We start from the raw sequence: 21,591 nt of genomic DNA, 5'->3' as shown, positions 1-21,591 counted from the left end.
GTCTCCTTAAATAGTCATTACGGATTCGACGGACAACGCCACGCGTAACAGGCGTGCGTCTTCCCCCGACGGGGCGCTGAGCAGCAGCCCGGTGGGCAGGCCCAGGGCATCGCGGCCGCTGGGCAGGCTGACGCCAGGCATGTCGAGCAGACTGCCGGGCATGGTCAGGCGCAGGGTGGCGAGGTTGGTTTTCACGAACAGCTCGTCGTCGGCTTCCAGCGGGGCCAACGGGGGTGCGACATGGGCAACGGTCGGGGTAATCAGCACGGCGCCGTCGAGCTCGTCGACCAGTTGGCACTGCAGGCGACGGCGTTCGTCGATCAGGTGCAGCAACTGACTGGCGGGCAACGAACGTGCGGCTTCGAGGCGGCGGCGTACGCGCGGGTCGAGCAGGTCGGCGTCGCGGCTGTCGAGCAAGGCCTCGTGCAGCGCGAAGGCTTCGAATGAGCCGAGCCAGCCGTCCTGCTTGATCAGGTTGAGCGCGGCCTGGAAGGTGGCAGACGGGCGCACCTCGATCAGCGCGCCTGCGGCCTTGATGAGGTCCATGGCGCGCAGCAGGTTATTGCGTACGGCCGGTTCGATGTCTTCCAGCGCGCCTTGCTCGAGCACAAAGCGTTGCCCCTTGAGGCTGCGGGCAACATGGGTTTGCGCGCGGCCATTGAGCAGGTCGTCGATCACCAGGGCATCGCGCACGCTGCGGGTCAGCGGGCCGAGGCTGTCGAGGGTGTGCGCCAGCGGGAATACCCCGTCGCGGCTGTAGCGTCGACTGCTGCTGCGGTAGCCCACCACGCCATTGAGCGCGGCCGGAATACGGATCGAGCCGGCGGTGTCGGTGCCCATGGCGATTGGCACAATGCCGCCGGCCACGGCGACGGCCGAGCCGGATGACGAGCCACCAGGAATACGCGGTTGATCGCTGCCGTTCGGGTTATACGGCGTGCCGAAATGCGGGTTCAGGCCCAAGCCGGAATAAGCCAGTTCGCTGAGGTTGGTCTTGCCGAGACTGACCATCCCGGCGCGGCACAACAGGCCCACGCTCGGCGCATCGAGCAACGCCGCTGGCGCCTCGCGACGGAAAGCGGCGCCGGCGGTCGTGATGCTGCCGGCGACATCAAACAGGTCCTTCCAGGCCAGCGGCACACCATCGAACACGCTCAACGGTTGCCCGGCACGCCAACGGGCTGCGGCGGCTTCGGCTTCGCGACGGGCGCGCTCGGCCGTCAGGGAAATAAACACGGTGGGCGCCATGCTCGCGTGCAGCAGCGCCTGTTCGAGGACTTGCACCGGGTCGCTGCGACCGCTGGCGAACGCTTCGGCCATTGATGTGGCGTCTGACATCAAGATGCACCTCATAAAACGTACATATTAATAAAATGTACATTTTACAAAGGCAGCTTTCGTGCCAGTCTTTGGTGCCGCCATTTTTGCACGAGCGAGTTTCTGCCCTTGAGCTACGGGCTAGATGGTTTTGTAGGAAACAAAAAAATTGGCAAAGGTGTGGGCACGGGCCTTGAATGAAATAATGTATCTTTTATTAATAAGTACATTTTGGTGCAGAAAAGTAACAGGGTGACGGCCAAGGCCCCAAAAAAGTGCCAGCAGCGTGGCGCAGAGTGACAGGGTAACTATGAGAGAATCCCCGACCACTTTCCTACAAGCCCTTCAACTCTTTACCTAGAGAAGCAGATGAAAGCAGTGTCCGCCTCGGCCTCCCGTTACGCGATGATTCACACGCTGTTGCGTGATGCGATCGTCAACGGCACCGCCCGCCATGGGCTGGTCTTGCTGGAAGCGCCGCTGGCCGAGTTGTTCGGCACCAGCCGCGTGCCGGTGCGCAAGGCGCTGGACCTGCTGCACGACGAAGGCCTGATCTGCCGCTTCAATGGCCGCGGGTACCTGATCAACCCCGAAGGCCTGGCCATGGAGCCGCTGCGCCTGCCCTTGAGCCCTGCGCACCTGGGCCTCAACGGCGATGACGAGTTGGTAGACACCCGCCCGCTCGGCGAGCGGATCGTCGAGGAAATCGGCGCGGCGTTGTCCACCTGCATTGCCTTCGGCCATTACCGCCTTGATGAGCAAGCCGCCGCCGACCATTACGGCGTCAGCCGCGCCGTGGTGCGTGAAGCACTGATGCGCTTGCGCGACCGTGGCCTGGTGGAAAAAGAGCCCTACTCCCAATGGCTGGCCGGGCCGCTGACCGCGCGCGAGGTGACCGAAGACTACGAACTGCGGGCCTGCCTGGAACCCGAAGCCCTGCGCCAGAGCGCGCCGAACCTCGACCGCGACATGCTCGAAGCCATGTTGCAGCGCGTGCTGGCGGCTCAAGAAAGCCCACAGTGCAGCCTGCAAGCCATTGAGCAGATCGAAGAGGACTTGCACCAGCGCTGCCTTGCCGGCCTGCAAAACCGCAAGATCGCCGCGCTGATTCGCCAGGGCCAGAGCCCGATGATCATCAGCCGGATTTTCTACCGTTTATTGGGGATCGGCGCCGATCCCGCCATGCTCGCCGAACACCGCTTGATTCTGGAGCTGCTGCTGCACGGTGCATATGACGCCGCGGCGCTGAATTTGCGTGAGCATTTGCAGCGGGCACGCCAGCGAATGCTGCAGCGCTTGAAGGTGTTGTCGGTGCTGCCAGAACAGCCATTGCCGGCTTATCTTCACAAAATCAGCTGACGGCGCTCGGTACACAATGCTGGCTTGCCTGCTCCCACAGGGGGAAAGCGGTGTTTCGAAAATATTATGCAATTTGTTGCTAACTGCGCCCCGCCATTGAAACCACCGCTGCCCCGCCCCATCTAAGCTGCATACTTCCTTATGCAGGTGCCCCATGAGCGACCAGCAAGAATTCCCGGACATCGACCTGAACGATTACGCCGACCCCGAAAACGCTGAACACCAAGCTTCGTCCAACACCGGCCTGGCCCTGCCTGGGCAAAACCTGCCGGACAAGGTCTACATCATCCCGATCCACAATCGGCCGTTCTTCCCGGCGCAAGTGCTGCCGGTCATCGTCAACGAAGAACCGTGGGCCGAGACCCTGGAGCTGGTGAGCAAATCCGACCACCACTCCCTTGCGCTGTTTTTCATGGACACCCCGCCAGAAGATCCGCGCCATTTCGATACCTCCAGCCTGCCGCTGTACGGCACGCTGGTGAAGGTGCACCACGCCAGCCGCGAAAACGGCAAGCTGCAATTTGTCGCCCAGGGCCTGACCCGCGTGCGCATCAAAACCTGGCTCAAGCACCACCGCCCGCCGTACCTGGTGGAAGTCGAATACCCGCACCAGCCGACCGAGCCGACCGACGAGGTCAAGGCCTACGGGATGGCGCTGATCAATGCGATCAAGGAACTGCTGCCGCTCAACCCGCTGTACAGCGAAGAGTTGAAGAACTACCTCAACCGCTTCAGCCCCAACGACCCGTCGCCGCTCACCGACTTCGCCGCTGCGTTGACCTCGGCCACCGGCAACGAGCTGCAGGAAGTGCTGGACTGTGTGCCCATGCTCAAGCGCATGGAAAAAGTCCTGCCGATGCTGCGCAAGGAAGTTGAAGTTGCGCGCCTGCAAAAGGAAATCTCCGCCGAGGTGAACCGCAAGATCGGCGAGCACCAGCGCGAGTTCTTCCTCAAGGAACAGCTCAAGGTCATCCAGCAGGAGCTGGGCCTGACCAAGGACGACCGCAGCGCGGATGTCGAGCAGTTCGAACAACGCCTGGTGGGCAAAGTACTGCCGACCCAGGCGCAAAAACGCATCAGCGAAGAAATGAACAAACTGTCGATCCTGGAAACGGGTTCGCCGGAATACGCCGTTACGCGCAATTACCTGGACTGGGCCACCTCGGTGCCGTGGGGCGTGTACGGCGAAGACAAGCTCGACCTGAAACACGCCCGCAAGGTGCTGGACAAGCACCATGCGGGCCTGGATGACATCAAGAGCCGCATCCTCGAGTTTCTCGCGGTGGGCGCCTATAAAGGTGAAGTCGCCGGTTCCATCGTGCTGCTGGTCGGCCCGCCGGGCGTGGGCAAGACCAGCGTGGGTAAATCCATCGCCGAGTCCCTGGGCCGGCCGTTCTATCGCTTCAGTGTCGGCGGCATGCGCGACGAGGCCGAGATCAAGGGCCATCGCCGTACCTACATCGGCGCCCTGCCGGGCAAGCTGGTGCAGGCGCTCAAAGATGTGGAGGTGATGAACCCGGTGATCATGCTCGATGAGATCGACAAGATGGGCCAGAGCTTCCAGGGCGACCCGGCGTCGGCATTGCTGGAAACCCTCGACCCGGAACAGAACGTCGAATTCCTCGATCACTACCTGGACCTGCGCCTGGACCTGTCCAAGGTGTTGTTCGTCTGCACGGCGAACACGCTTGATTCGATCCCAGGCCCATTGCTGGACCGGATGGAAGTGATTCGCCTGTCGGGCTATATCACCGAAGAAAAGGTTGCCATCGCCAAGCGCCACCTGTGGCCAAAACAGTTGGAAAAGGCCGGTGTGTCGAAAAACACCCTGACCATCAGCGACGGCGCCCTGCGCGCGCTGATCGACGGCTACGCACGCGAAGCCGGGGTGCGCCAGTTGGAAAAACAGCTGGGCAAACTGGTGCGCAAGGCCGTGGTCAAGCTGCTGGACGAGCCGGACTCGGTGATCAAGATCGGCAACAAGGATTTGGAAAGCTCCTTGGGCATGCCGGTGTTTCGCAATGAGCAAGTGCTGTCCGGTACCGGCGTGATCACAGGCCTGGCGTGGACCAGCATGGGCGGCGCGACCCTGCCAATCGAGGCGACGCGCATTCACACGCTCAATCGTGGTTTCAAGCTCACCGGGCAACTGGGTGAGGTGATGAAAGAGTCCGCCGAGATTGCCTACAGCTACATCAGCTCGAACCTGAAGTCATTTGGCGGCGATCCGAAGTTCTTCGACGAAGCCTTCGTGCACTTGCACGTGCCGGAAGGTGCTACGCCCAAAGATGGCCCAAGCGCCGGCGTGACCATGGCCAGTGCGTTGCTGTCGCTGGCGCGCAACCAGCCACCGAAAAAAGGCGTGGCAATGACCGGCGAGCTGACGCTGACCGGGCATGTACTGCCGATTGGTGGTGTACGTGAGAAAGTGATTGCGGCGCGGCGCCAGAAGATTCACGAGCTGATCCTGCCGGAGCCCAACCGTGGCAGTTTTGAAGAGCTGCCGGAGTACCTGAAAGAAGGTATGACGGTGCACTTTGCCAAGCGGTTTGCGGATGTGGCGAAGGTGTTGTTCTGACCATTGTGTAGTGCCTGAACTGGCCTCATCGGAGCAAGCCCCCTCCCACCATTTGACTGCATTCCAAAGGATGTACTCGGTCAACTGTGGGAGGGGGCTTGCCCCCGATCAGGCCAGACCTGCCAACACAAAAGCCCGCCTTGTCACACCTTGTCTCATCTTCGGTTATGCTCGCCCTTCGTCGTCAAACAACGGAGCCCCCATGACCGCTGCCCGCCTGCTTCTCCCCTTGAGCCTTGCCCTGCTGGCCGCCTGCGCCAGTGCCCCCAAGCAAAACGTCACCGTGGAAAACCAGAGCGCCTGCCCGCTCCAGCTTAAAACCGGGCAAAACCTGATCCTCACCTTGCCGAGCAACCCCACCACCGGCTATCGCTGGGCCATCCAGGATTCCGCCGGCGGCGTGCTGCGTGCACTCAGCCCTGAGGTTTACAGCAGCACCGAGTCCGGGGTGATCGGCGGTGGCGGCCAATCCACTTGGCGTTTCCAGGCCTTCGCGGCCGGCCAGGGCCGTTTGCGCCTGACCTCCCAGCAACCTTGGGAACCGGAAGCCGAGCCTGCCGAAACCTTCGACTGCGCCATCACGGTGAACTGATATGCCTTGGCTGATTCTTGCGTTGATGGGCGCCGGCACCTTTGTCTACGGTTTGAGCACCCACGCGGCGTTACTGTGCCTGTTGGTCAAACCGTTGCCGGTGCTGGCGTTGCTGGGCTGGCTGCATGACGCGCCGCCCACCGACTATCGACGCTGGATCAGCCTGGGGCTGATTTTTTCCCTGGTGGGCGACGTCTTGCTCGCGTGGCCAGGCGACCTGTTTATCTTCGGCCTGGGCGCCTTCCTGTTTGCGCATTTGGCGTATCTGAAAGCCTATTTCAGCGATTGCCGGCGGCTGGCGTTGTTGCCGCTGGTATTGGCACTGGGCGTGGGTGCGATTCTGCTGAGCATTCTGATTGCCCATGGCCTGGGCGAGTTGCTGATTCCGGTGGTGGTGTATGCGCTGGTGATCAGCGCGATGCTCTGGCGTGCATTGGCGCGACTGGGCAGTGAGGTGCCCAAGCGCTCGGCCCTGCTGGCGGCGGCGGGCGCGGTGTCGTTTGTGTTTTCCGACACGCTGATTGGTATCAATCGGTTCGTGGTCGCCTTTGAGGCGGCGCCGTATTTATTGATCGGCACGTATTGGCTGGGTCAGTGGGGCATCACCGCCTCGGCTTTCCATCAGACTACCCGCGCACACGAGGGCCAATTTGGCTAAAATGCCGGCCTTTCCCCCCTCGTCGCCGGAACAACCGTGAGCAAAGAACCCGATCGCCTATTCGCCCAGCCCCTGCCCCAGGTGCCGGACTTCGCCTTTAACGAGGACGTGGTGCGGGTGTTCCCGGACATGATCAAGCGCTCGGTGCCCGGTTACCCGACCATCGTCGAGAACCTCGGCGTACTGGCCGCGCAGTTTGCGCAACCCAACAGCGTGCTCTACGACCTGGGCTCGTCCCTCGGCGCGGTCACCCAGGCGCTGCGCCGCCATGTGCGCACCGACGGATGCAGGGTAATCGCCGTGGATAACTCGGCGGCGATGGTCGAGCGCTGCCGCGAATACCTCAATGGCCAGGACTCGATGTTCCAGGAGTTGCTGCCGGTTGAGGTGATCGAGGGCGATATCCTCGCGCTGCAGTTCCAACCGGCCTCGGTGGTGGCGCTGAATTTCACCCTGCAATTTATCGCCCCCGATCAACGCCTGGCATTACTGGGGCGCATCCGCCAGTCGCTGCTGCCGGGCGGCGCGTTGATCCTCTCGGAAAAGCTGCGGTTCAACGACCCTGAAGAACACGCATTGCTCACCGACCTGCACATCGCGTTCAAACGCGCCAACGGCTACAGCGAACTGGAAATCGCCCAGAAGCGCAGCGCCATCGAAAACGTCATGAAGCCCGACAGCCTCGAAGAACACCGCGAACGCCTGCTGGCAGCCGGGTTCTCGAAAGTCGTGCCGTGGTTCCAGTGTCTTAACTTTGCCTCGTTGATTGCCTTGCCATGATTGATCTCTCTCCCCTCGCCCGCCACCTGGTCGGTACTCCGTTGGCCGTATGGGCCCAAGGCCTGCAAGCGCAACTCGATAGCAAGATGGAAAAGGGTCATGGCGACCTGGAGCGTTGGCAGAGTGCGCTGGATGCGCTGCCGCAGATCCAGCCCAGCGAAGTCGATTTGCTCAATGGCCTGACCCTTGATACCGATTGCGACGACGCCACCCGCGCACAGATGCGCACCGCGCTGATGGGCCTGAGCCCGTGGCGCAAAGGCCCGTTCAACCTGTTTGGCGTGCATGTGGACACCGAATGGCGTTCGGACTGGAAGTGGTCACGCGTTGCCCCGCACCTGAATTTGAACGGCAAGCGCATCCTCGACGTGGGTTGCGGCAACGGCTACTACATGTGGCGCATGCTCGGCGCGGGTGCCGACAGCGTGATTGGCGTGGACCCGAACTGGCTGTTTTTCTGCCAGTTCCAGGCCGTACAGCGCTACCTGAACGAGCCGAAGGCCTGGCACTTGCCGTTCCCGTTTGAAGACCTGCCGCCGAACCTGGAAGGCTTCGACACGGTGTTTTCCATGGGCGTGTTCTATCACCGCCGTTCGCCGATCGAGCACTTGCTGGCATTGAAAGACTGCCTGGTCAAAGGCGGCGAATTGGTGCTGGAAACGCTGGTGGTCGAAGGCGATCAGCAGCAAGTGTTAGTGCCGGAAGACCGCTATGCGCAGATGCGCAATGTCTGGTTCCTGCCTTCGGTACCGGCCTTGATGCTGTGGCTACGGCGTGCCGGGTTCAGCGACGTGCGCTGCGTGGATGTGAGCGTGACCACGGTCGAGGAACAGCGCGGCACGGAGTGGATGAAGTACCAGTCGCTGCGCGACTTCCTGGACCCGGATGATCACAGCAAGACCGTTGAAGGGCTGCCGGCGCCGATGCGGGCGGTGATTATCGCGAAGAAATAACCTGCAATCTCCCTGAATAAATGGAGATCAAACTGTGGGAGCTGGCTTGCCTGCGATAGCGATCTTTCAGTCAATTGATCAGTGACTGATGCACCGCTATCGCAGGCAAGCCAGCTCCCACATTGGTTTTCAGTGTTCTTTAGAGTGTGGGCTTGGCTCTTCTGGCCTTAAAGAACTCACTCAACACTGTCCCGCATTCCTCAGCCAACACCCCGCCTTCAAACAGCACCCGATGGTTGAGAAACCCTTGGGTAAAAAACTGCCCCTGGCTTTGCACGATCCCCGCCTTGGGCTCCAGCGCGCCGTACACTACCCGCGCGATGCGCGAATGCACAATCAGGCCCGCGCACATGCTGCACGGTTCCAGCGTTACATACAGCGTGCTGCCGACCAGGCGATAGTTGCTGATCGCCTGCGCGGCGGCGCGGATGGCGACCATTTCGGCATGGGCGCTGGGGTCGTTGCCGCTGATCGGGCAATTGAAACCCCGACCGATGATTTCACCGTCCTGCACCAGCACGGCGCCCACGGGCACTTCGCCAAGGGCGGCGCCTTGGGCGGCGAGGGCCAGGGCTTCGCGCATGAAGTCCTGGTCGCGGCTGCGGTCGATAATCGCCGTGGGGCGAATCTGGCGCATCACGCCACCTCGATGGCGGCCATCAGGCCGGTTTCCATGTGATCGATCACGTGGCAATGGAACATCCACACCCCCGGGTTATCCGCCACCAACGCCACGCGCGCGCGCTCGTTCTTGCCCAGCAAGTAAGTGTCGGTGAAGTACGGGATCACCTTGTGGCGGTTCGAGGCGATTACCTTGAAACTCATGCCGTGCAGGTGGATCGGGTGCTGGTACTGGGTCATGTTTTTCAATTCGAAAATGTAGCTTTTGCCCTTCTCAAGCTTGGCAATCGGGCGATCGGCACAGGTCTTGTCGGTGATGTCCCAGGCCTTGCCGTTGATTTGCCACAGGCTCGGCGGTTTGCCGTCATCGACCGACACGGTACCGACCCATTCGAAATTGAAGTTGAGTTTCTCGGCATTCGCCAGGTCCGGCTCGGCGATCGGGTTGGCGGGCAGCGCCGGTGGCCATTCGGTGGGCGCATCGGTATTGGCGACGGAGCGGAAGGTACCCAGGCGCACCGGGCCGTTGCGGATGGAGAGTTCTTCACCGGCAGGCGGTGCCTTGATCGCCAGACAAATACGCATGCCCGGGCCCAGCCAGTATTCCTTGCCCAATGGGCGCGGCTCGACAGGGTTGCCGTCCAGCGCGTAGATCTGCGCATCGACGTCGGGAATGTTGATGCGATAGGTCAGCGTGTTGTCGAGGTTGAGCAGGCGCACGCGGGTGATTTGCCCGGCGGGCAAATCGATCACCGCCTGGGACACGCCATTGATCGTCGACAACCGCCCGGCCGTGCCGCCACGCGCGGCTTCACGGGGTACGCTGAAGGCCACGAAGGCCCCCTCTTCGTCCACGTGCCAGCTTTTCAGGCTCAGGGTGCGCTCGTGTTTGAAACCGGTGGGCTCGCGCTCTTCGATGATCAGCGGGCCCACCAGGCCACGGCCGAGTTCTTCGCTGCTGTTCACGTGCGGGTGATACCAGTAGCTGCCGGCGTCCGGCACACGGAATTTGTAATCGAAGTATTCGCCGGGCAATACCGGCAACTGCGAGACGTAAGGGACGCCGTCCATTTCCAGCGGCAGGCGGATGCCGTGCCAATGAATGGTGGTGGCGACCGGCAAGTGGTTGATAAAGCGCACCCGCAGCCACTCACCCTGGCGCACACGCAACTCGGTGCCCGGCGCCGAGGGGCCAAATGCCCAGGCTTCGGTTTTGTGGCCTGGCACCAGTTCCACGTCCAGCGGCGCGGCGATCAGTTGGTAATCGTGCCCGGCTTCAGCCTCGGCAACTTTCCCCAGCCAGTAGCGATAGCCGCCACCGGCACCGACGCCCACTACGGCCAGGCCTGCGAGACCACCCAGGATTTGTCGACGGGAAAAGGATCGGGACACAACAACCTCACGTATCTGCCACAGGCCAGAGGCCCGCAAAGGGCAGATACGATACACCTGACCCGGCTAAACAGTAAGGCTTCGCATTGCCGCATGGCTGAATTCAATGGGTTTGGCTGGGTAACTACACCTCTGGATACACCGAAAATCACTGTGGGAGGGGGCTTGCCCCCGATTGCAGTGGGTCAGCTACAGATAGGCTGACTGACACACCGCTATCGGGGGCAAGCCCCCTCCCACATTTTGATCTTCAGTGATTTTTAGACTGTGCTCACTTGGAGCTGGCAGCCGCCAGGATCAGGGCTTTCATCTCGGCCACCGCGCCTTTGAAACCGACGAACAGCGCGTGCGCCACCAGCGCGTGGCCGATGTTGAGTTCGTTGATGCCCTTGATCGCAGCCACGGCTTCGACGTTGTGGTAGTGCAAACCATGGCCGGCGTTGACGATCAGGCCTTCATTGAGGCCGCACTGTACGCCGTCGATAATGCGCTGCAGTTCGTCGGCGACTTCGGTGGGCGTGGTGGCATCGGCATAGCGGCCGGTGTGCAGTTCGATGGCCGGCGCGCCAACACGGCGCGAGGCTTCGATCTGGCGCTCGTCGGCGTCGATAAACAGCGAGACTTCACTGCCGATCTTCGACAGACGCTCGACCGCAGCCTTGATCCGCGCTTCCTGGCCAGCGACGTCGAGGCCGCCTTCGGTGGTGAGCTCCTGGCGCGTTTCCGGCACCAGGCAGATGTGCGCCGGACGGATGCGTTCGGCGAACACCATCATTTCTTCGGTGACGCCCATTTCGAAGTTCATGCGGGTTTGCAGCACGTCCTTGAGCAGCAACACGTCGCGCTCCTGGATGTGGCGGCGGTCTTCGCGCAGGTGCACGGTGATGCCGTCGGCGCCCGCTTCTTCGGCGTCCAGCGCGGCCTTGACCGGATCAGGGTAACGGGTGCCCCGGGCCTGGCGCAGGGTAGCGACGTGGTCGATGTTGACGCCAAGAAGAATGCGATTGCTGGTGCTCACGGAAGCGCTCCTGAAAAGGGAAAGAAACGCCGCACAGCATACACGGGGTTGTCAGGGCTTTCGAAACAACTCGCGACTGACCAGCGGCCGCCCGCCCAAGTGCACGGCGAGCGCCTGGCGCATCAAGCGCTTGGCCGCAGACAAGGCGCCAGGGGCAGTCCAGTCGGCTTCGCTCATGGCCAGCAACTCGGTGCCCTGGAACAGGCCGGGTTGCAGCAGGTAAACGCGTTCCAGGCCGGCGTCGACTTGCAGGCGGTACATGCCGTCTGCGGCGACGGGGTCGCCGTGCAGGTCGTTGCTCAGTTCAAAGCCGTAGCCCAGGTCGTCGAGCAATCGCCATTCAAAGGCGCGCAGCAGCGGTTCCAGCGGGCGGCCTTCGGCCAGTGCAATGAGCGTCGCGGCGTAGTGATCGAAGACCGCAGGGTGCGGGTCTTCGGCGGGCAGCAGGCGGATCAGCAGCTCGTTGAGGTACAGGCCGCTGAACAGGGCTTCACCGTTGAGCCAGGCGGAGTTGCCGACGCTTTCCAGGCGGCCGACGTTTTTCAGCTCGCCCTTGCCACGAAACTCCACGTCCAGGGCCACGAACGGCCGGGCCAGCGTGCCGGCCTTGCCTCGGGCGCTGCGCAAGACTGCACGCAGGCGGCCTTGGGGCGTGAGGAAGTCCACCAGGGCGCTGGTCTCGCGGTAGGCGCGGCTGTGCAGGACGTAGGCGAGTTGGCTGGTGGGTTGGGACATGGATGCTCACTGCTGCAATGCATTTTTGAAAACTACACAAACCTAATGTGGGAGGGGGCTTGCCCCCGATGGCAGTGTGTCAGTCACTTGTTTGTTAACTGACCCACCGCTATCGGGGGCGAGCCCCCTCCCACATTTTCAGCCCTGTGGTGTATTCAAGACCCTACAGGTCGCCGTAGCCCAGGGAGCGCAGCGCGCGCTCGTCATCGGACCAACCACCCTTAACCTTCACCCACAGGTTGAGCATGATCTTGGAATCAAACAGCAACTCCATGTCCTTGCGCGCTTCGGTGCCGATGCGCTTGATGCGCTCGCCCTTGTCGCCAATGATGATTTTCTTCTGGCCGTCACGCTCGACGAGGATCAGCGCATGAATATGCAGGGTTTTGCCCTGCTGCTTGAACTCTTCGATTTCGACGGTGATCTGGTAAGGCAGCTCGGCGCCCATCTGGCGCATGATTTTCTCGCGCACCAGTTCAGCGGCGAGGAAGCGGCTGCTGCGGTCGGTGATCTGATCTTCCGGGAAGAAGTGCTCGTTCTCGGGCAAGTAACCCGCGATCACGCGCTCCAGGGCCTCAAGGTTGTGACCGTGCTGGGCCGAGATCGGCATGATCTGGGCGTTCGGCAGTTGCTCCTGCAGCCAGGTCAGGTGCGGCATCAGCTCGGCTTTGTCTTCGATGCGGTCGGTCTTGTTCAGCGCGACGATCAACGGGCCGGTGACGTACTGCACGCGCTCGAGAACCATCTGGTCTTCGTCGGTCCACTTGGTGCGGTCGACCACGAAGATCACCACGTCGACGTCTTTCAACGCCGCCGAAGCGGTCTTGTTCATGTAGCGGTTCAGGGCTTTCTCGCCGCCTTTGTGCATGCCCGGGGTATCAACATAGACCGCTTGCACGTTGCCTTCGGTCTTGATGCCCAGCATGTTGTGACGGGTGGTCTGCGGCTTGCGCGAGGTGATCGCAAGCTTCTGGCCCAGGATGTGGTTGAGCAGCGTGGACTTGCCCACGTTCGGACGGCCGACGATGGCAACATAGCCACAGCGTGTTGCGGTTGAATCAGTCATGGCCATTCTCCACGCCCAGGGCAATCAGTGCTGCAGCGGCCGCTACCTGTTCGGCAATACGACGGCTCACACCCTGACCTCGGCTTTTTTCATTCAATAAGGTGATTTCACATTCCACGAAGAACACGCGGCAATGCGGCTCACCCTGGATATCCACCACTTCGTAGCGTGGCAGTTCACAACCGCGCGACTGCAGGAATTCCTGCAGGCGGGTCTTGGGATCTTTGTTGGTGTCGACCAGCGTCAGGCTCTCGATCTCCGAAGCCAGCCAGGCCACCACGCGCTCCTTGGCCGTCTCCATGCCTGCATCCAGGTAGATCGCACCGATCAACGCTTCGAGGGCATCAGCCAGGATCGACTCGCGACGAAAGCCACCGCTTTTCAGTTCCCCGGAACCCAGGCGCAGGTACTCGCCCAGGCCGAAACCGCGGGCCAGCACGGCCAGGGTCTCGCCTTTCACCAGCCGCGCACGCAGGCGTGACAGCTGGCCTTCGCGCGCTTGCGGGAAACGCTCGAACAGCGCCTCACCGGCGGCGAAGTTGAGGATGGCGTCACCGAGAAATTCCAGGCGCTCGTTATTACGCCCTGCAAAACTGCGGTGTGTGAGGGCAAGGACCATCAATTCCTGGTCCTTGAAGGTGTAGCCGAGCTGACGCTCGAGACGACTTAGAGAAACGGTCACGGTTTATCCATATCTAGTTGGTGGCACCGGCGGCCATCGACGATTGACGCAGTGTTCAAATTCAAATCCTGGTTGGTGCCGCATGAGGCCGGACGACGCATTGTCCGAACCCCAGAAAAGCATTCGGCGCTGTGTTCACAGCGCCGCCTGTATTACTTGATCAGCCCGACCCGCGAGAAGTTCGGCAGGTGGCTGAGTTTGGGTTCCGGCCAACTCATCCAGACCGCAAAGGCCTTGCCGACAATGTTCTCGTCGGGAACCATGCCCAGCAGGTCCTTGGGAATATTGGGGTCATCCCAGTAACGGCTGTCGTTGGAGTTGTCGCGGTTGTCGCCCATCATGAAGTAGTGCCCGGCAGGCACTTTCCACTCGCCATCAGGCATCGCACGGTAGCGGCTCATTTCCTTACGGATTTCGTGCTCTACCGCGCCGAGTTTTTCCTGATACAGCTCGGCGCTGCCCAAGGTGTTCGGTTCGGCGCCGATCAGTTTCTCGGCCACCGACTCACCATTGATGAACAGACGCTTGTCGCTGGTGTAGCGAATCACGTCGCCCGGCAGCCCGACTACGCGCTTGATGTAGTTGACGTTCGGGTCGCTTGGGTAGCGAAACACCATCACATCGCCGCGCTGCGGGTCACCGACCGGGATGACTTTCTTGTCGAGCACCGGCAGGCGGATCCCGTAGGAAAACTTGTTCACCAGGATGAAGTCGCCCACGTCCAGGGTCGGTTTCATCGACCCCGAAGGGATCTGAAACGGCTCCACCAGGAACGAACGCAGCACCAGCACGATGAACAACACCGGGAAGAACGACTTGCCGTATTCAACCAGCAGAGGCTCTTTGTTCAGCTTCTCGACCACCACCGCATCGGGCTGGCTGACGCTGCCCTGATAGGAAGCGATAGCCGCCCGCCGACGCGGGGCGAAGAACACCAGATCGAGCAACGCCAGGAGACCGCAAACGGCAACGGCGATGACCAGCAACAGCGGGAAATTTAGTGACATAGGACCTAACTATCCAACCTGAGCACCGCAAGGAAGGCTTCTTGTGGAATTTCCACGTTGCCCACTTGCTTCATGCGTTTTTTACCGGCCTTTTGCTTCTCAAGCAGCTTGCGCTTACGGCTTACGTCACCGCCGTAGCATTTGGCCAGTACGTTCTTTCTGAGAGCCTTGACGGAGGTCCGTGCAATGATCTGCCCGCCAATGGCGGCCTGGATCGCGACGTCGAACATCTGACGCGGAATCAGTTCTTTCATCTTTTCGGTCAACTGCCGACCTTTGTAGTGCGCGTTGTCCTTGTGCACGATCAGCGCCAGTGCATCTACCTTGTCGCCGTTGATCAGCACATCCAGTTTCACCAGATTAGCCGATTGATAACGATCGAAATGGTAATCCAGCGAAGCATAGCCGCGGCTGGTGGATTTGAGACGGTCGAAGAAGTCCAGGACCACTTCGTTCATCGGCAAATCGTAGGTCACTTGCACCTGGGTACCAAGGAACAACATGTCGTGTTGTACGCCACGTTTTTCGATACACAGGGTAATGACGTTGCCCAGGTGTTCCTGCGGCACAAGAATATTGGCCCGCACGATCGGCTCGCGCATGTCCTCGATGGAGGACAGATCCGGAAGCTTGGACGGGTTGTCGACGTAAATCGTTTCACCGGTTTTCAGCGCCAGCTCAAAAATAACCGTTGGCGCGGTGGTGATCAGGTCCAGGTCGTATTCGCGCTCAAGGCGCTCCTGGATGATCTCCATGTGCAGCATGCCCAGGAACCCGCAGCGGAAGCCGAAGCCCAGCGCGTCGGAGCTTTCCGGGGTGTACTGCAACGACGAGTCGTTGAGGGTCAGCTTCTGCAAGGCTTCGCGGAAGTCTTCGAAGTCATCGGAGCTGACCGGGAACAGGCCGGCGTAAACCTGCGGCTGGATGCGTTTGAAACCCGGCAGCACGTCTACATCAGGGGTGGAGCTCAAGGTCAGGGTGTCACCGACCGGTGCACCGTGAATGTCCTTGATGCCGGCGATGATGAAGCCCACTTCACCGGCTTTCAGGTCGGTGGTGGCGGTGTGTTTCGGGTTGAACACGCCGACGCTGTCTACCAGATGGATCTTGCCGGTGGACTTGACCAGGATCTTGTCGCCCTTCTTCACACGGCCGTGGCGTACACGTACCAGGGAAACAACGCCCAGGTAGTTGTCGAACCAGGAGTCGATGATCAACGCTTGCAGCGGATCTTCGTAGTTGCCGGTAGGTGCGGGGATGGTCTTGACCAGGCGCTCGAGCACTTCGTCGACGCCCAGGCCGGTCTTGGCACTGCACTCGACGGCGTCGGTGGCGTCAATGCCGATGATCTTCTCGATCTCTTCTTTGACACGGTCCGGATCGGCCTGAGGCAGGTCGATCTTGTTCAGCACCGGCATGACCTCAAGGCCTTGCTCGATGGCGGTATAGCAGTTGGCCACGGACTGGGCTTCGACGCCCTGGCCCGCGTCCACGACCAGCAACGCACCTTCACAGGCCGCCAGGGAACGGCTGACTTCATAGGTGAAGTCAACGTGGCCCGGGGTGTCAATGAAGTTGAGCTGGTACTTGATACCGTCTTTGGCGGTGTAGTACAGGGTAACGCTGTGGGCCTTGATGGTGATCCCGCGCTCGCGCTCGAGGTCCATGGAGTCCAGTACCTGGGCCTCCATTTCACGCTCGGCAAGGCCGCCGCACATCTGGATGAATCGATCGGCCAGCGTCGACTTACCATGGTCAATGTGGGCGATGATGGAGAAATTGCGGATATGACTCAAATCACTCACGGATCAACACTCAAAAAGGCTGCAGGCAGATTGCCCGCTGAAAAATAGCCGGGAATTGTACCTGATGCTCAGGCCAGACGTCATCTTTGCTGACCAGAACAAAAATGCCCCGATCTCTCGAACGGGGCATTTTTTGTTCATAAGCGCAGTATCAACCCGCGCGGCGCAACAGCCAGAACCCGGCCAGGGCGCAGATAGCTGTCGGCACCAGCACCGCAAACAGCGGCGAGAAACCGAACACCAGGCTCGACGGACCGAGCAAGTCCTGGGCGATACGGAAGGTAAAGCCCACCAGTACGCCGGTGAACACCCGCTGACCGAGGGTCACGGAACGCAACGGGCCGAAGATGAACGAGATCGCCATCAATACCAGCGCGGCGGTGACCACCGGCTGCAGCACCTTGACCCAGAACGCCAGCCAGTAGCGGCCATTATTCAGGCCCTGATCCTTGAGGTAGTGGATATAGCTCCACAAACCGGTAATCGGCAGGCTCTCCGGGATCATCACCACCGTGTTGAGCAGTTCCGGCTTCAGGGCGATATCCCATTGCTCGCTCGGCACATTGATCACTTCGGTGCTGGCCTTGGTGCCCTGCCCGACATTGCGGAAGTACGTAGTGGTGACGTCACTGAGCGTCCATTTCTCGGCATCGTATTGCGCGCGCCTGGCGAAACTGGAGGTCAGCATGTGCCGTTCCTTGTCGAACGTATAACGCGTCACACCCACCAACAAACCGCCCGGCTGCACGGCGTTGATGTGGATGAACTCATCACCCTGACGGTGCCACAGGCCGTGCTTGGCGCTTTGCGCATCCCCCGAGCCCTGGGCCAGGGCGCGATTGGCCTGAGCAGTGGCCTCGGCCGGAGGCGCCACGTACTCGCCAATCAGCACGCTGCACGCCATCAGCAGGAGCATGGGTTTCATTACCGCCCAGACAATGCGCCCGATCGATACACCGGCGGCGCGCATGATGGTCAGTTCGCTGCTGCTGGCCAGGCTGCCCAGCCCGATCAGGCAACCGATCAGCGCGGCCATCGGCATCATGTCGTAGAGCCGGCGCGGTGCGGTCAGCGCCACGTAACTCAACACATCCATGACGGTGTAGGTGTCGGTGACGTTGCCCACTTCGTCAATAAAGGCGAACAACGAGGCCAGACCGAGAATAATGCCCAATACCGCCAGAATGGCGATCAGTACGCTGCTACCAATGTAGCGATCGAGCTTAGCCACGAGCCAACTCCTTCAGGCCACGACGGCTCTTCATTTTCAAACGGATAGGTTCCCAGTAGAGCAGCCCCAGGCCGATCAACAGGAAGATCCCGTGCACGCCCCACAGGCCGAGGACCGGCGACAACTTGCCTTTCTCCATGGAACCACGGGCGGAAATCAGCAGGGTCAGGTAGGCCATGTACAACAAAATTGCCGGCAACAGCTTGAGGAAGCGACCCTGACGCGGGTTGACGCGCGACAGCGGCACGGCCATCAACGTCACGATAAATACCAGCAGCGGCAGCGACAGCCGCCATTGCAGCTCGGCGACGGAGCGCAGTTCCTTATTGTTAAACAGCGACGATGTCGGCAGCGCATCGCGGTCAGTGACCTCTTCGCTGATGTCCGGCTTGGCCAGCATTACGCCATAAGTGTCGTACTTGATCGCCCGATAATCGGCGAGGCCAGGGCTGCCGTCGTAACGGTAGCCATTTTCCAGGATCAGGTAACGGCTGCCATCCGGACGCACTTCCTGGCGACCACTGTTGGCCACCAGAATCGAGATGCCACGGTCTTTCTGGTTCTGCCCGAGATTTTTCTGCGAAATAAACACGCCGCCCAGGTTGGCGCGGTCATCCGTCATGGTCTCGGTGTAAGTCACCCGCGTGCCATCGTTCAGCGCTTGAAAGCGCCCAGGCTCAAGGGTGTCGAACTCAGTCATCGCATCCTGCTTGTTCAGCAGCAGCTGGAACTGCATGGCGCCCTGAGGCGCCAGGCTCATGCTCAGCCATGCCACCACCAGGGCAACGCCGGTGGCCGGCACCATGGTCATGGCCAGCAGACGCTGCTGGCTCATGCCGGTGGCCGACAGCACGGTCATTTCACTTTCGAGGTACAGCCGGCCATAGGCCAGCAAAATGCCGAGAAACAGGCCAAGTGGCAGGATCAGTTGCAAAAAGCCTGGCAGGCGAAAGCCCATGATCAGGAACAGCGAGCCCGGATCCAGAGCGCCCGAAGCGGCCTGAGCCAGGAATTTGACGAAACGACCACTCATGGTGATGACCAGCAATACCGCACTCACGGCACTCAGGGTCAACAGGACTTCGCGGGACAGATAACGGAAGACGATCAAACCAGACACTCCAGGGTTGTCAGGCTAAGGCGGCCAAACAAGCAAGCATACCGAGTCGACCCGTTTGCACGGGCCGGCTAAAAAGATGGCGCATTATCCTGTGATTGACCGCGCCTGTCACGGTGCTTGCTCATACGCGTGCACAAAGCACGCGGCAAGGGTTGTCAGGCTCCGCCGGCGAGGTTCAAACTGCGGCCTTTGTCGCTGGCGGTTTACAGAGCTGCCACGCTTTAAAGCCTGGGTACAGACTCAGGCTCACAGACCTTTATAAGGGACCCGAAAATGGAATTGGTTGTAAAAAGCGTTAGCCCCGAAACGTTGAAAACCGCCACCCTCGTGGTCGCTGTCGGCGAAGGCCGCAAGCTCGGCGTCGCCGCCAAGCAACTGGATGAACTCAGCGGTGGCGCCATCAGCGCCGTGCTCAAGCGCGGCGACCTGGCCGGCAAAGTCGGCCAAAGCCTGTTGCTGCAGAGCCTGCCCAACCTTAAAGCCGACCGCGTATTGCTGGTGGGCGTGGGCAAGGACGCCGAACTGGGCGACCGTCCGTTCCGCAAGATCATCAGCGGCATTCTCAACACCCTCAAGGGCCTGGGCGGCAGCGATGCAGCACTGGCCCTGGATGAAATCGTCGTAAAAGGCCGTGACAGCTACGGCAAGACCCGCCTGCTGGCCGAAAGCCTGGTGGATGGCACTTACGTCTTCGACCAGTTCAAGAGCCAGAAAGCCGAACCGCGCGCCCTGAAAAAAATCACCCTGCTGACCATCAAGGCCGCTCAGGCTGAAGTCGAGCGCGCCGTGACCCACGCCCAGGCCATCGCCGCCGGCATGTCGTTCACCCGCGACCTGGGCAACCTGCCGCCGAACATCTGCCACCCGACTTACCTGGGCGAACAAGCCAAGGCCCTGGGCAAAGAATTCAAGGGCCTGAAGGTTGAGGTGCTGGACGAGAAAAAAATCAAGGACCTGGGCATGGGCTCCTTCTATGCCGTGGGCCAGGGCAGCGACCAGCCGCCACGCCTGATCGTGATGCAATACAACGGAGGCAAGAAGTCCGAGAAGCCTTACGCGCTGGTCGGCAAAGGCATCACCTTCGACACCGGCGGCATCAGCCTCAAGCCGGGCGCAGGCATGGATGAGATGAAGTACGACATGGGCGGCGCCGCCAGCGTGTTCGGCACCCTGCGTGCCGTGCTGGAACTCAAGCTGCCGATCAACCTGGTGTGCATCCTGGCGTGTGCCGAGAACATGCCGAGCGGCGGCGCGACCCGTCCGGGCGATATCGTCACTACCCTGAGCGGCCAGACCGTCGAAATCCTCAACACCGACGCCGAAGGCCGTCTGGTGCTGTGCGATGCGCTGACCTACGCCGAACGCTTCAAGCCACAGGCCGTGATCGACATCGCCACCCTGACCGGTGCCTGTGTGGTTGCCCTGGGCGCCCACACTTCGGGCCTGCTGGGCAACAACGACGAGTTGATCGAGCAACTGCTCAGCGCCGGCAAGGCTGCCGACGACCGCGCCTGGCAACTGCCGCTGTTCGATGAATATCAAGAACAGCTGGACAGCCCGTTCGCCGACATCGCCAATATCGGCGGCCCGAAAGCCGGCACCATCACCGCAGCCTGCTTCCTGTCGCGCTTTGCCAAGAACCTCAACTGGGCTCACCTGGACATCGCCGGCACGGCCTGGACCAGCGGCGGCAAGGACAAGGGCGCCACTGGCCGTCCGGTGCCACTGCTGACCCAGTACCTGCTGGATCGCGCCAAAGCCTGAAACTGAAGATTCCGGGGCGGCCCTCTTGCCGCCCTGGTCTCAGGAACCGCAATGACCCAAGTCGACTTCTATATATTGCCCAGCGCCGATCCTTCCGCGCGCCTGGACTTTGCCTGCAAGCTCACCGAAAAAGCCTGGCGCATGGGCCACCGCATCTACCTGCATTGCAGCGATGGCGCCCAACGTGATGACCTCGACGCGCGCTTATGGCGCTTCAAGGGCGAAAGCTTCGTGCCGCACGGCCCTGCCGAGTCCGAACCCGAAGGCTTGGTTGTGCTGGGCCTGGGCGACAGCTGCGGCGATCACAACGACCTGTTGGTCAACCTGGACCTGAAAGTACCCGCCTTCGCCAAGGCATTTGCCCGTGTGGCAGAAGTGGTGGTGGAAGATCCGGCTATTCGTCAGGCCGCGCGGGAGAGTTTCCGTTTCTACCGCGAACAGGGCTATTCTCTGCAGGATCACCGGCTACAACGACTTTGAGTACATGATGGACACGCCAAACCCTATAAAAAAAGACGACCACCTGCTGGACGACCTCGAGTCGATCCGTCAGTTGCTCGGTGATGATGGCTTGCAACCGCCGCTGCTGACCGAAACGGTCGACGCCGAGGTACAGATTCCGCTGCTGTTCGACATGGTCAGTGGCAAGCCTGTTGCACCCGAGCCTGTTGCTGCCGCTCCCGTGGCAGAAGCCAAACCCGCCGCAGAAAAAGCGCCCGACGCCCTGCTGCTGCATCTGGACAACGAGTTGCGCGCCGCTGCGCAGTTGATCATGCAGGATGTGATCGACGACTTTGCTCCGCATATCGAAGCCGAAATCAAACGGCGAATGGATGCGCGCATGGAGCGGTTGCTCAGCCAATATCAGTCCTGAGCCACACCTGGATCTACTGTGGGCGGGGGCTTGCCCCCG

At 61.1% G+C, this 21,591-nt stretch carries 20 protein-coding genes; 9 read left to right on the top strand and 11 right to left on the bottom strand.

The genetic code is table 11. From position 1 onward, the window contains the following. Positions 1–6: 6 nt before the first annotated feature. Entirely contained in the window at positions 7–1,338 is a 1,332-nt protein-coding gene (locus tag FPT15_RS12685; protein ID WP_145161417.1) for an amidase, read from the bottom strand. Positions 1,339–1,686: 348 nt separating this feature from the next. On the opposite strand from FPT15_RS12685, the gene FPT15_RS12680 reads away from it, so the two are divergent. The 6 genes from FPT15_RS12680 (at position 1,687) to cmoB (ending at position 8,237) form a co-directional block, all read left to right on the top strand. Beyond that, positions 1,687–2,676, top strand: coding sequence for a GntR family transcriptional regulator (locus FPT15_RS12680; protein WP_145161414.1), 990 nt, complete (start codon positions 1,687–1,689; stop codon positions 2,674–2,676). A 154-nt stretch (positions 2,677–2,830) separates the two neighbouring features. Further along, positions 2,831–5,254, top strand: a complete 2,424-nt coding sequence (lon, locus tag FPT15_RS12675; protein WP_145161411.1) for an endopeptidase La — start codon at positions 2,831–2,833, stop codon at positions 5,252–5,254. 202 nt (positions 5,255–5,456) lie between these two features. Then, positions 5,457–5,846, top strand: coding sequence for a protease inhibitor I42 family protein (locus FPT15_RS12670; RefSeq protein WP_106579457.1), 390 nt, complete (start codon positions 5,457–5,459; stop codon positions 5,844–5,846). Between the two features lies 1 nt (position 5,847). After that, entirely contained in the window at positions 5,848–6,504 is a 657-nt protein-coding gene (locus FPT15_RS12665) for a lysoplasmalogenase (protein WP_145161408.1), read from the top strand. A 36-nt stretch (positions 6,505–6,540) separates the two neighbouring features. Then, complete coding sequence (cmoA, locus tag FPT15_RS12660; protein ID WP_145161405.1) at positions 6,541–7,284, top strand: carboxy-S-adenosyl-L-methionine synthase CmoA; 744 nt, start codon at positions 6,541–6,543, stop codon at positions 7,282–7,284. Further along, complete coding sequence (gene cmoB / locus FPT15_RS12655; RefSeq protein WP_145161401.1) at positions 7,281–8,237, top strand: tRNA 5-methoxyuridine(34)/uridine 5-oxyacetic acid(34) synthase CmoB; 957 nt, start codon at positions 7,281–7,283, stop codon at positions 8,235–8,237. The genes cmoA and cmoB overlap by 4 nt, the downstream gene beginning before the upstream one ends. A gap of 139 nt (positions 8,238–8,376) precedes the next feature. Here the strand turns inward: cmoB and tadA are convergent, their stop codons facing one another. The 10 genes from tadA to lptF form a co-directional block, all read right to left on the bottom strand. After that, positions 8,377–8,874 carry a tRNA adenosine(34) deaminase TadA gene (gene tadA / locus FPT15_RS12650; RefSeq protein WP_145161398.1) on the bottom strand — a complete coding sequence of 166 codons (498 nt, stop codon included), beginning with the start codon at positions 8,872–8,874 and terminating at the stop codon, positions 8,377–8,379. Next, a complete protein-coding gene (locus FPT15_RS12645; RefSeq protein WP_145161395.1) occupies positions 8,874–10,250 on the bottom strand; it encodes a multicopper oxidase family protein in 1,377 nt (458 codons plus the stop codon). The genes tadA and FPT15_RS12645 overlap by 1 nt, the downstream gene beginning before the upstream one ends. A gap of 271 nt (positions 10,251–10,521) precedes the next feature. Next, the gene (pdxJ, locus tag FPT15_RS12640) at positions 10,522–11,268 is read right to left on the bottom strand and encodes a pyridoxine 5'-phosphate synthase (protein ID WP_145161392.1); all 747 of its coding nucleotides are present in this window, start codon (positions 11,266–11,268) and stop codon (positions 10,522–10,524) included. 51 nt (positions 11,269–11,319) lie between these two features. After that, a complete protein-coding gene (gene recO / locus FPT15_RS12635; protein ID WP_145161389.1) occupies positions 11,320–12,003 on the bottom strand; it encodes a DNA repair protein RecO in 684 nt (227 codons plus the stop codon). A 163-nt stretch (positions 12,004–12,166) separates the two neighbouring features. Then, entirely contained in the window at positions 12,167–13,069 is a 903-nt protein-coding gene (era, locus tag FPT15_RS12630) for a GTPase Era (protein WP_005785147.1), read from the bottom strand. Continuing rightward, a complete protein-coding gene (gene rnc / locus FPT15_RS12625) occupies positions 13,062–13,751 on the bottom strand; it encodes a ribonuclease III (RefSeq protein WP_094951369.1) in 690 nt (229 codons plus the stop codon). Before rnc ends, era begins: the two co-directional genes overlap by 8 nt. Before the next feature lie 152 nt (positions 13,752–13,903). After that, positions 13,904–14,758 carry a signal peptidase I gene (lepB, locus tag FPT15_RS12620; RefSeq protein ID WP_106579465.1) on the bottom strand — a complete coding sequence of 285 codons (855 nt, stop codon included), beginning with the start codon at positions 14,756–14,758 and terminating at the stop codon, positions 13,904–13,906. Positions 14,759–14,763: 5 nt separating this feature from the next. After that, positions 14,764–16,563, bottom strand: a complete 1,800-nt coding sequence (gene lepA, locus FPT15_RS12615; protein WP_003210439.1) for a translation elongation factor 4 — start codon at positions 16,561–16,563, stop codon at positions 14,764–14,766. A 151-nt stretch (positions 16,564–16,714) separates the two neighbouring features. Continuing rightward, positions 16,715–17,794, bottom strand: a complete 1,080-nt coding sequence (lptG, locus tag FPT15_RS12610; RefSeq protein WP_106579467.1) for an LPS export ABC transporter permease LptG — start codon at positions 17,792–17,794, stop codon at positions 16,715–16,717. Next, positions 17,787–18,905 (bottom strand): LPS export ABC transporter permease LptF, encoded by a 1,119-nt coding sequence (gene lptF, locus FPT15_RS12605; RefSeq protein WP_145161384.1) that lies wholly within the window; start codon positions 18,903–18,905, stop codon positions 17,787–17,789. The genes lptG and lptF overlap by 8 nt, the downstream gene beginning before the upstream one ends. 282 nt (positions 18,906–19,187) lie before the next feature. Between lptF and FPT15_RS12600 the strand changes: the two genes are divergently transcribed. The 3 genes from FPT15_RS12600 to FPT15_RS12590 are packed head-to-tail and all read left to right on the top strand — an operon-like array spanning position 19,188 to position 21,552. Next, positions 19,188–20,678 carry a leucyl aminopeptidase gene (locus tag FPT15_RS12600; protein WP_145161381.1) on the top strand — a complete coding sequence of 497 codons (1,491 nt, stop codon included), beginning with the start codon at positions 19,188–19,190 and terminating at the stop codon, positions 20,676–20,678. Positions 20,679–20,729: 51 nt separating this feature from the next. Further along, entirely contained in the window at positions 20,730–21,158 is a 429-nt protein-coding gene (locus FPT15_RS12595) for a DNA polymerase III subunit chi (RefSeq protein WP_145161378.1), read from the top strand. A gap of 7 nt (positions 21,159–21,165) precedes the next feature. Continuing rightward, positions 21,166–21,552 (top strand): DNA polymerase III subunit chi, encoded by a 387-nt coding sequence (locus tag FPT15_RS12590; protein WP_145161375.1) that lies wholly within the window; start codon positions 21,166–21,168, stop codon positions 21,550–21,552. Positions 21,553–21,591: the final 39 nt, after the last annotated feature.

The organism is Pseudomonas sp. RGB, from assembly GCF_007713445.1.
In the GTDB taxonomy this organism is placed as follows: domain Bacteria; phylum Pseudomonadota; class Gammaproteobacteria; order Pseudomonadales; family Pseudomonadaceae; genus Aquipseudomonas.
The sequence above is the reverse complement of the archived record's forward strand: the minus strand, read 5'-3'. Positions and strand labels throughout refer to the sequence as shown.

Excerpts from the sequence above, each read along its gene's own strand:
- FPT15_RS12685 (WP_145161417.1), bottom strand. The coding sequence starts at position 1,338 with ATGTCAGACGCCACATCAATGGCCGAAGCGTTCGCCAGCGGTCGCAGC.
- FPT15_RS12680 (WP_145161414.1), top strand. The coding sequence starts at position 1,687 with ATGAAAGCAGTGTCCGCCTCGGCCTCCCGTTACGCGATGATTCACACG.
- lon (WP_145161411.1), top strand. The coding sequence starts at position 2,831 with ATGAGCGACCAGCAAGAATTCCCGGACATCGACCTGAACGATTACGCC.
- FPT15_RS12670 (WP_106579457.1), top strand. The coding sequence starts at position 5,457 with ATGACCGCTGCCCGCCTGCTTCTCCCCTTGAGCCTTGCCCTGCTGGCC.
- FPT15_RS12665 (WP_145161408.1), top strand. The coding sequence starts at position 5,848 with ATGCCTTGGCTGATTCTTGCGTTGATGGGCGCCGGCACCTTTGTCTAC.
- cmoB (WP_145161401.1), top strand. The coding sequence starts at position 7,281 with ATGATTGATCTCTCTCCCCTCGCCCGCCACCTGGTCGGTACTCCGTTG.
- tadA (WP_145161398.1), bottom strand. The coding sequence starts at position 8,874 with ATGCGCCAGATTCGCCCCACGGCGATTATCGACCGCAGCCGCGACCAG.
- recO (WP_145161389.1), bottom strand. The coding sequence starts at position 12,003 with ATGTCCCAACCCACCAGCCAACTCGCCTACGTCCTGCACAGCCGCGCC.
- era (WP_005785147.1), bottom strand. The coding sequence starts at position 13,069 with ATGACTGATTCAACCGCAACACGCTGTGGCTATGTTGCCATCGTCGGC.
- lepB (WP_106579465.1), bottom strand. The coding sequence starts at position 14,758 with ATGTCACTAAATTTCCCGCTGTTGCTGGTCATCGCCGTTGCCGTTTGC.
- FPT15_RS12600 (WP_145161381.1), top strand. The coding sequence starts at position 19,188 with ATGGAATTGGTTGTAAAAAGCGTTAGCCCCGAAACGTTGAAAACCGCC.
- FPT15_RS12595 (WP_145161378.1), top strand. The coding sequence starts at position 20,730 with ATGACCCAAGTCGACTTCTATATATTGCCCAGCGCCGATCCTTCCGCG.
- FPT15_RS12590 (WP_145161375.1), top strand. The coding sequence starts at position 21,166 with ATGGACACGCCAAACCCTATAAAAAAAGACGACCACCTGCTGGACGAC.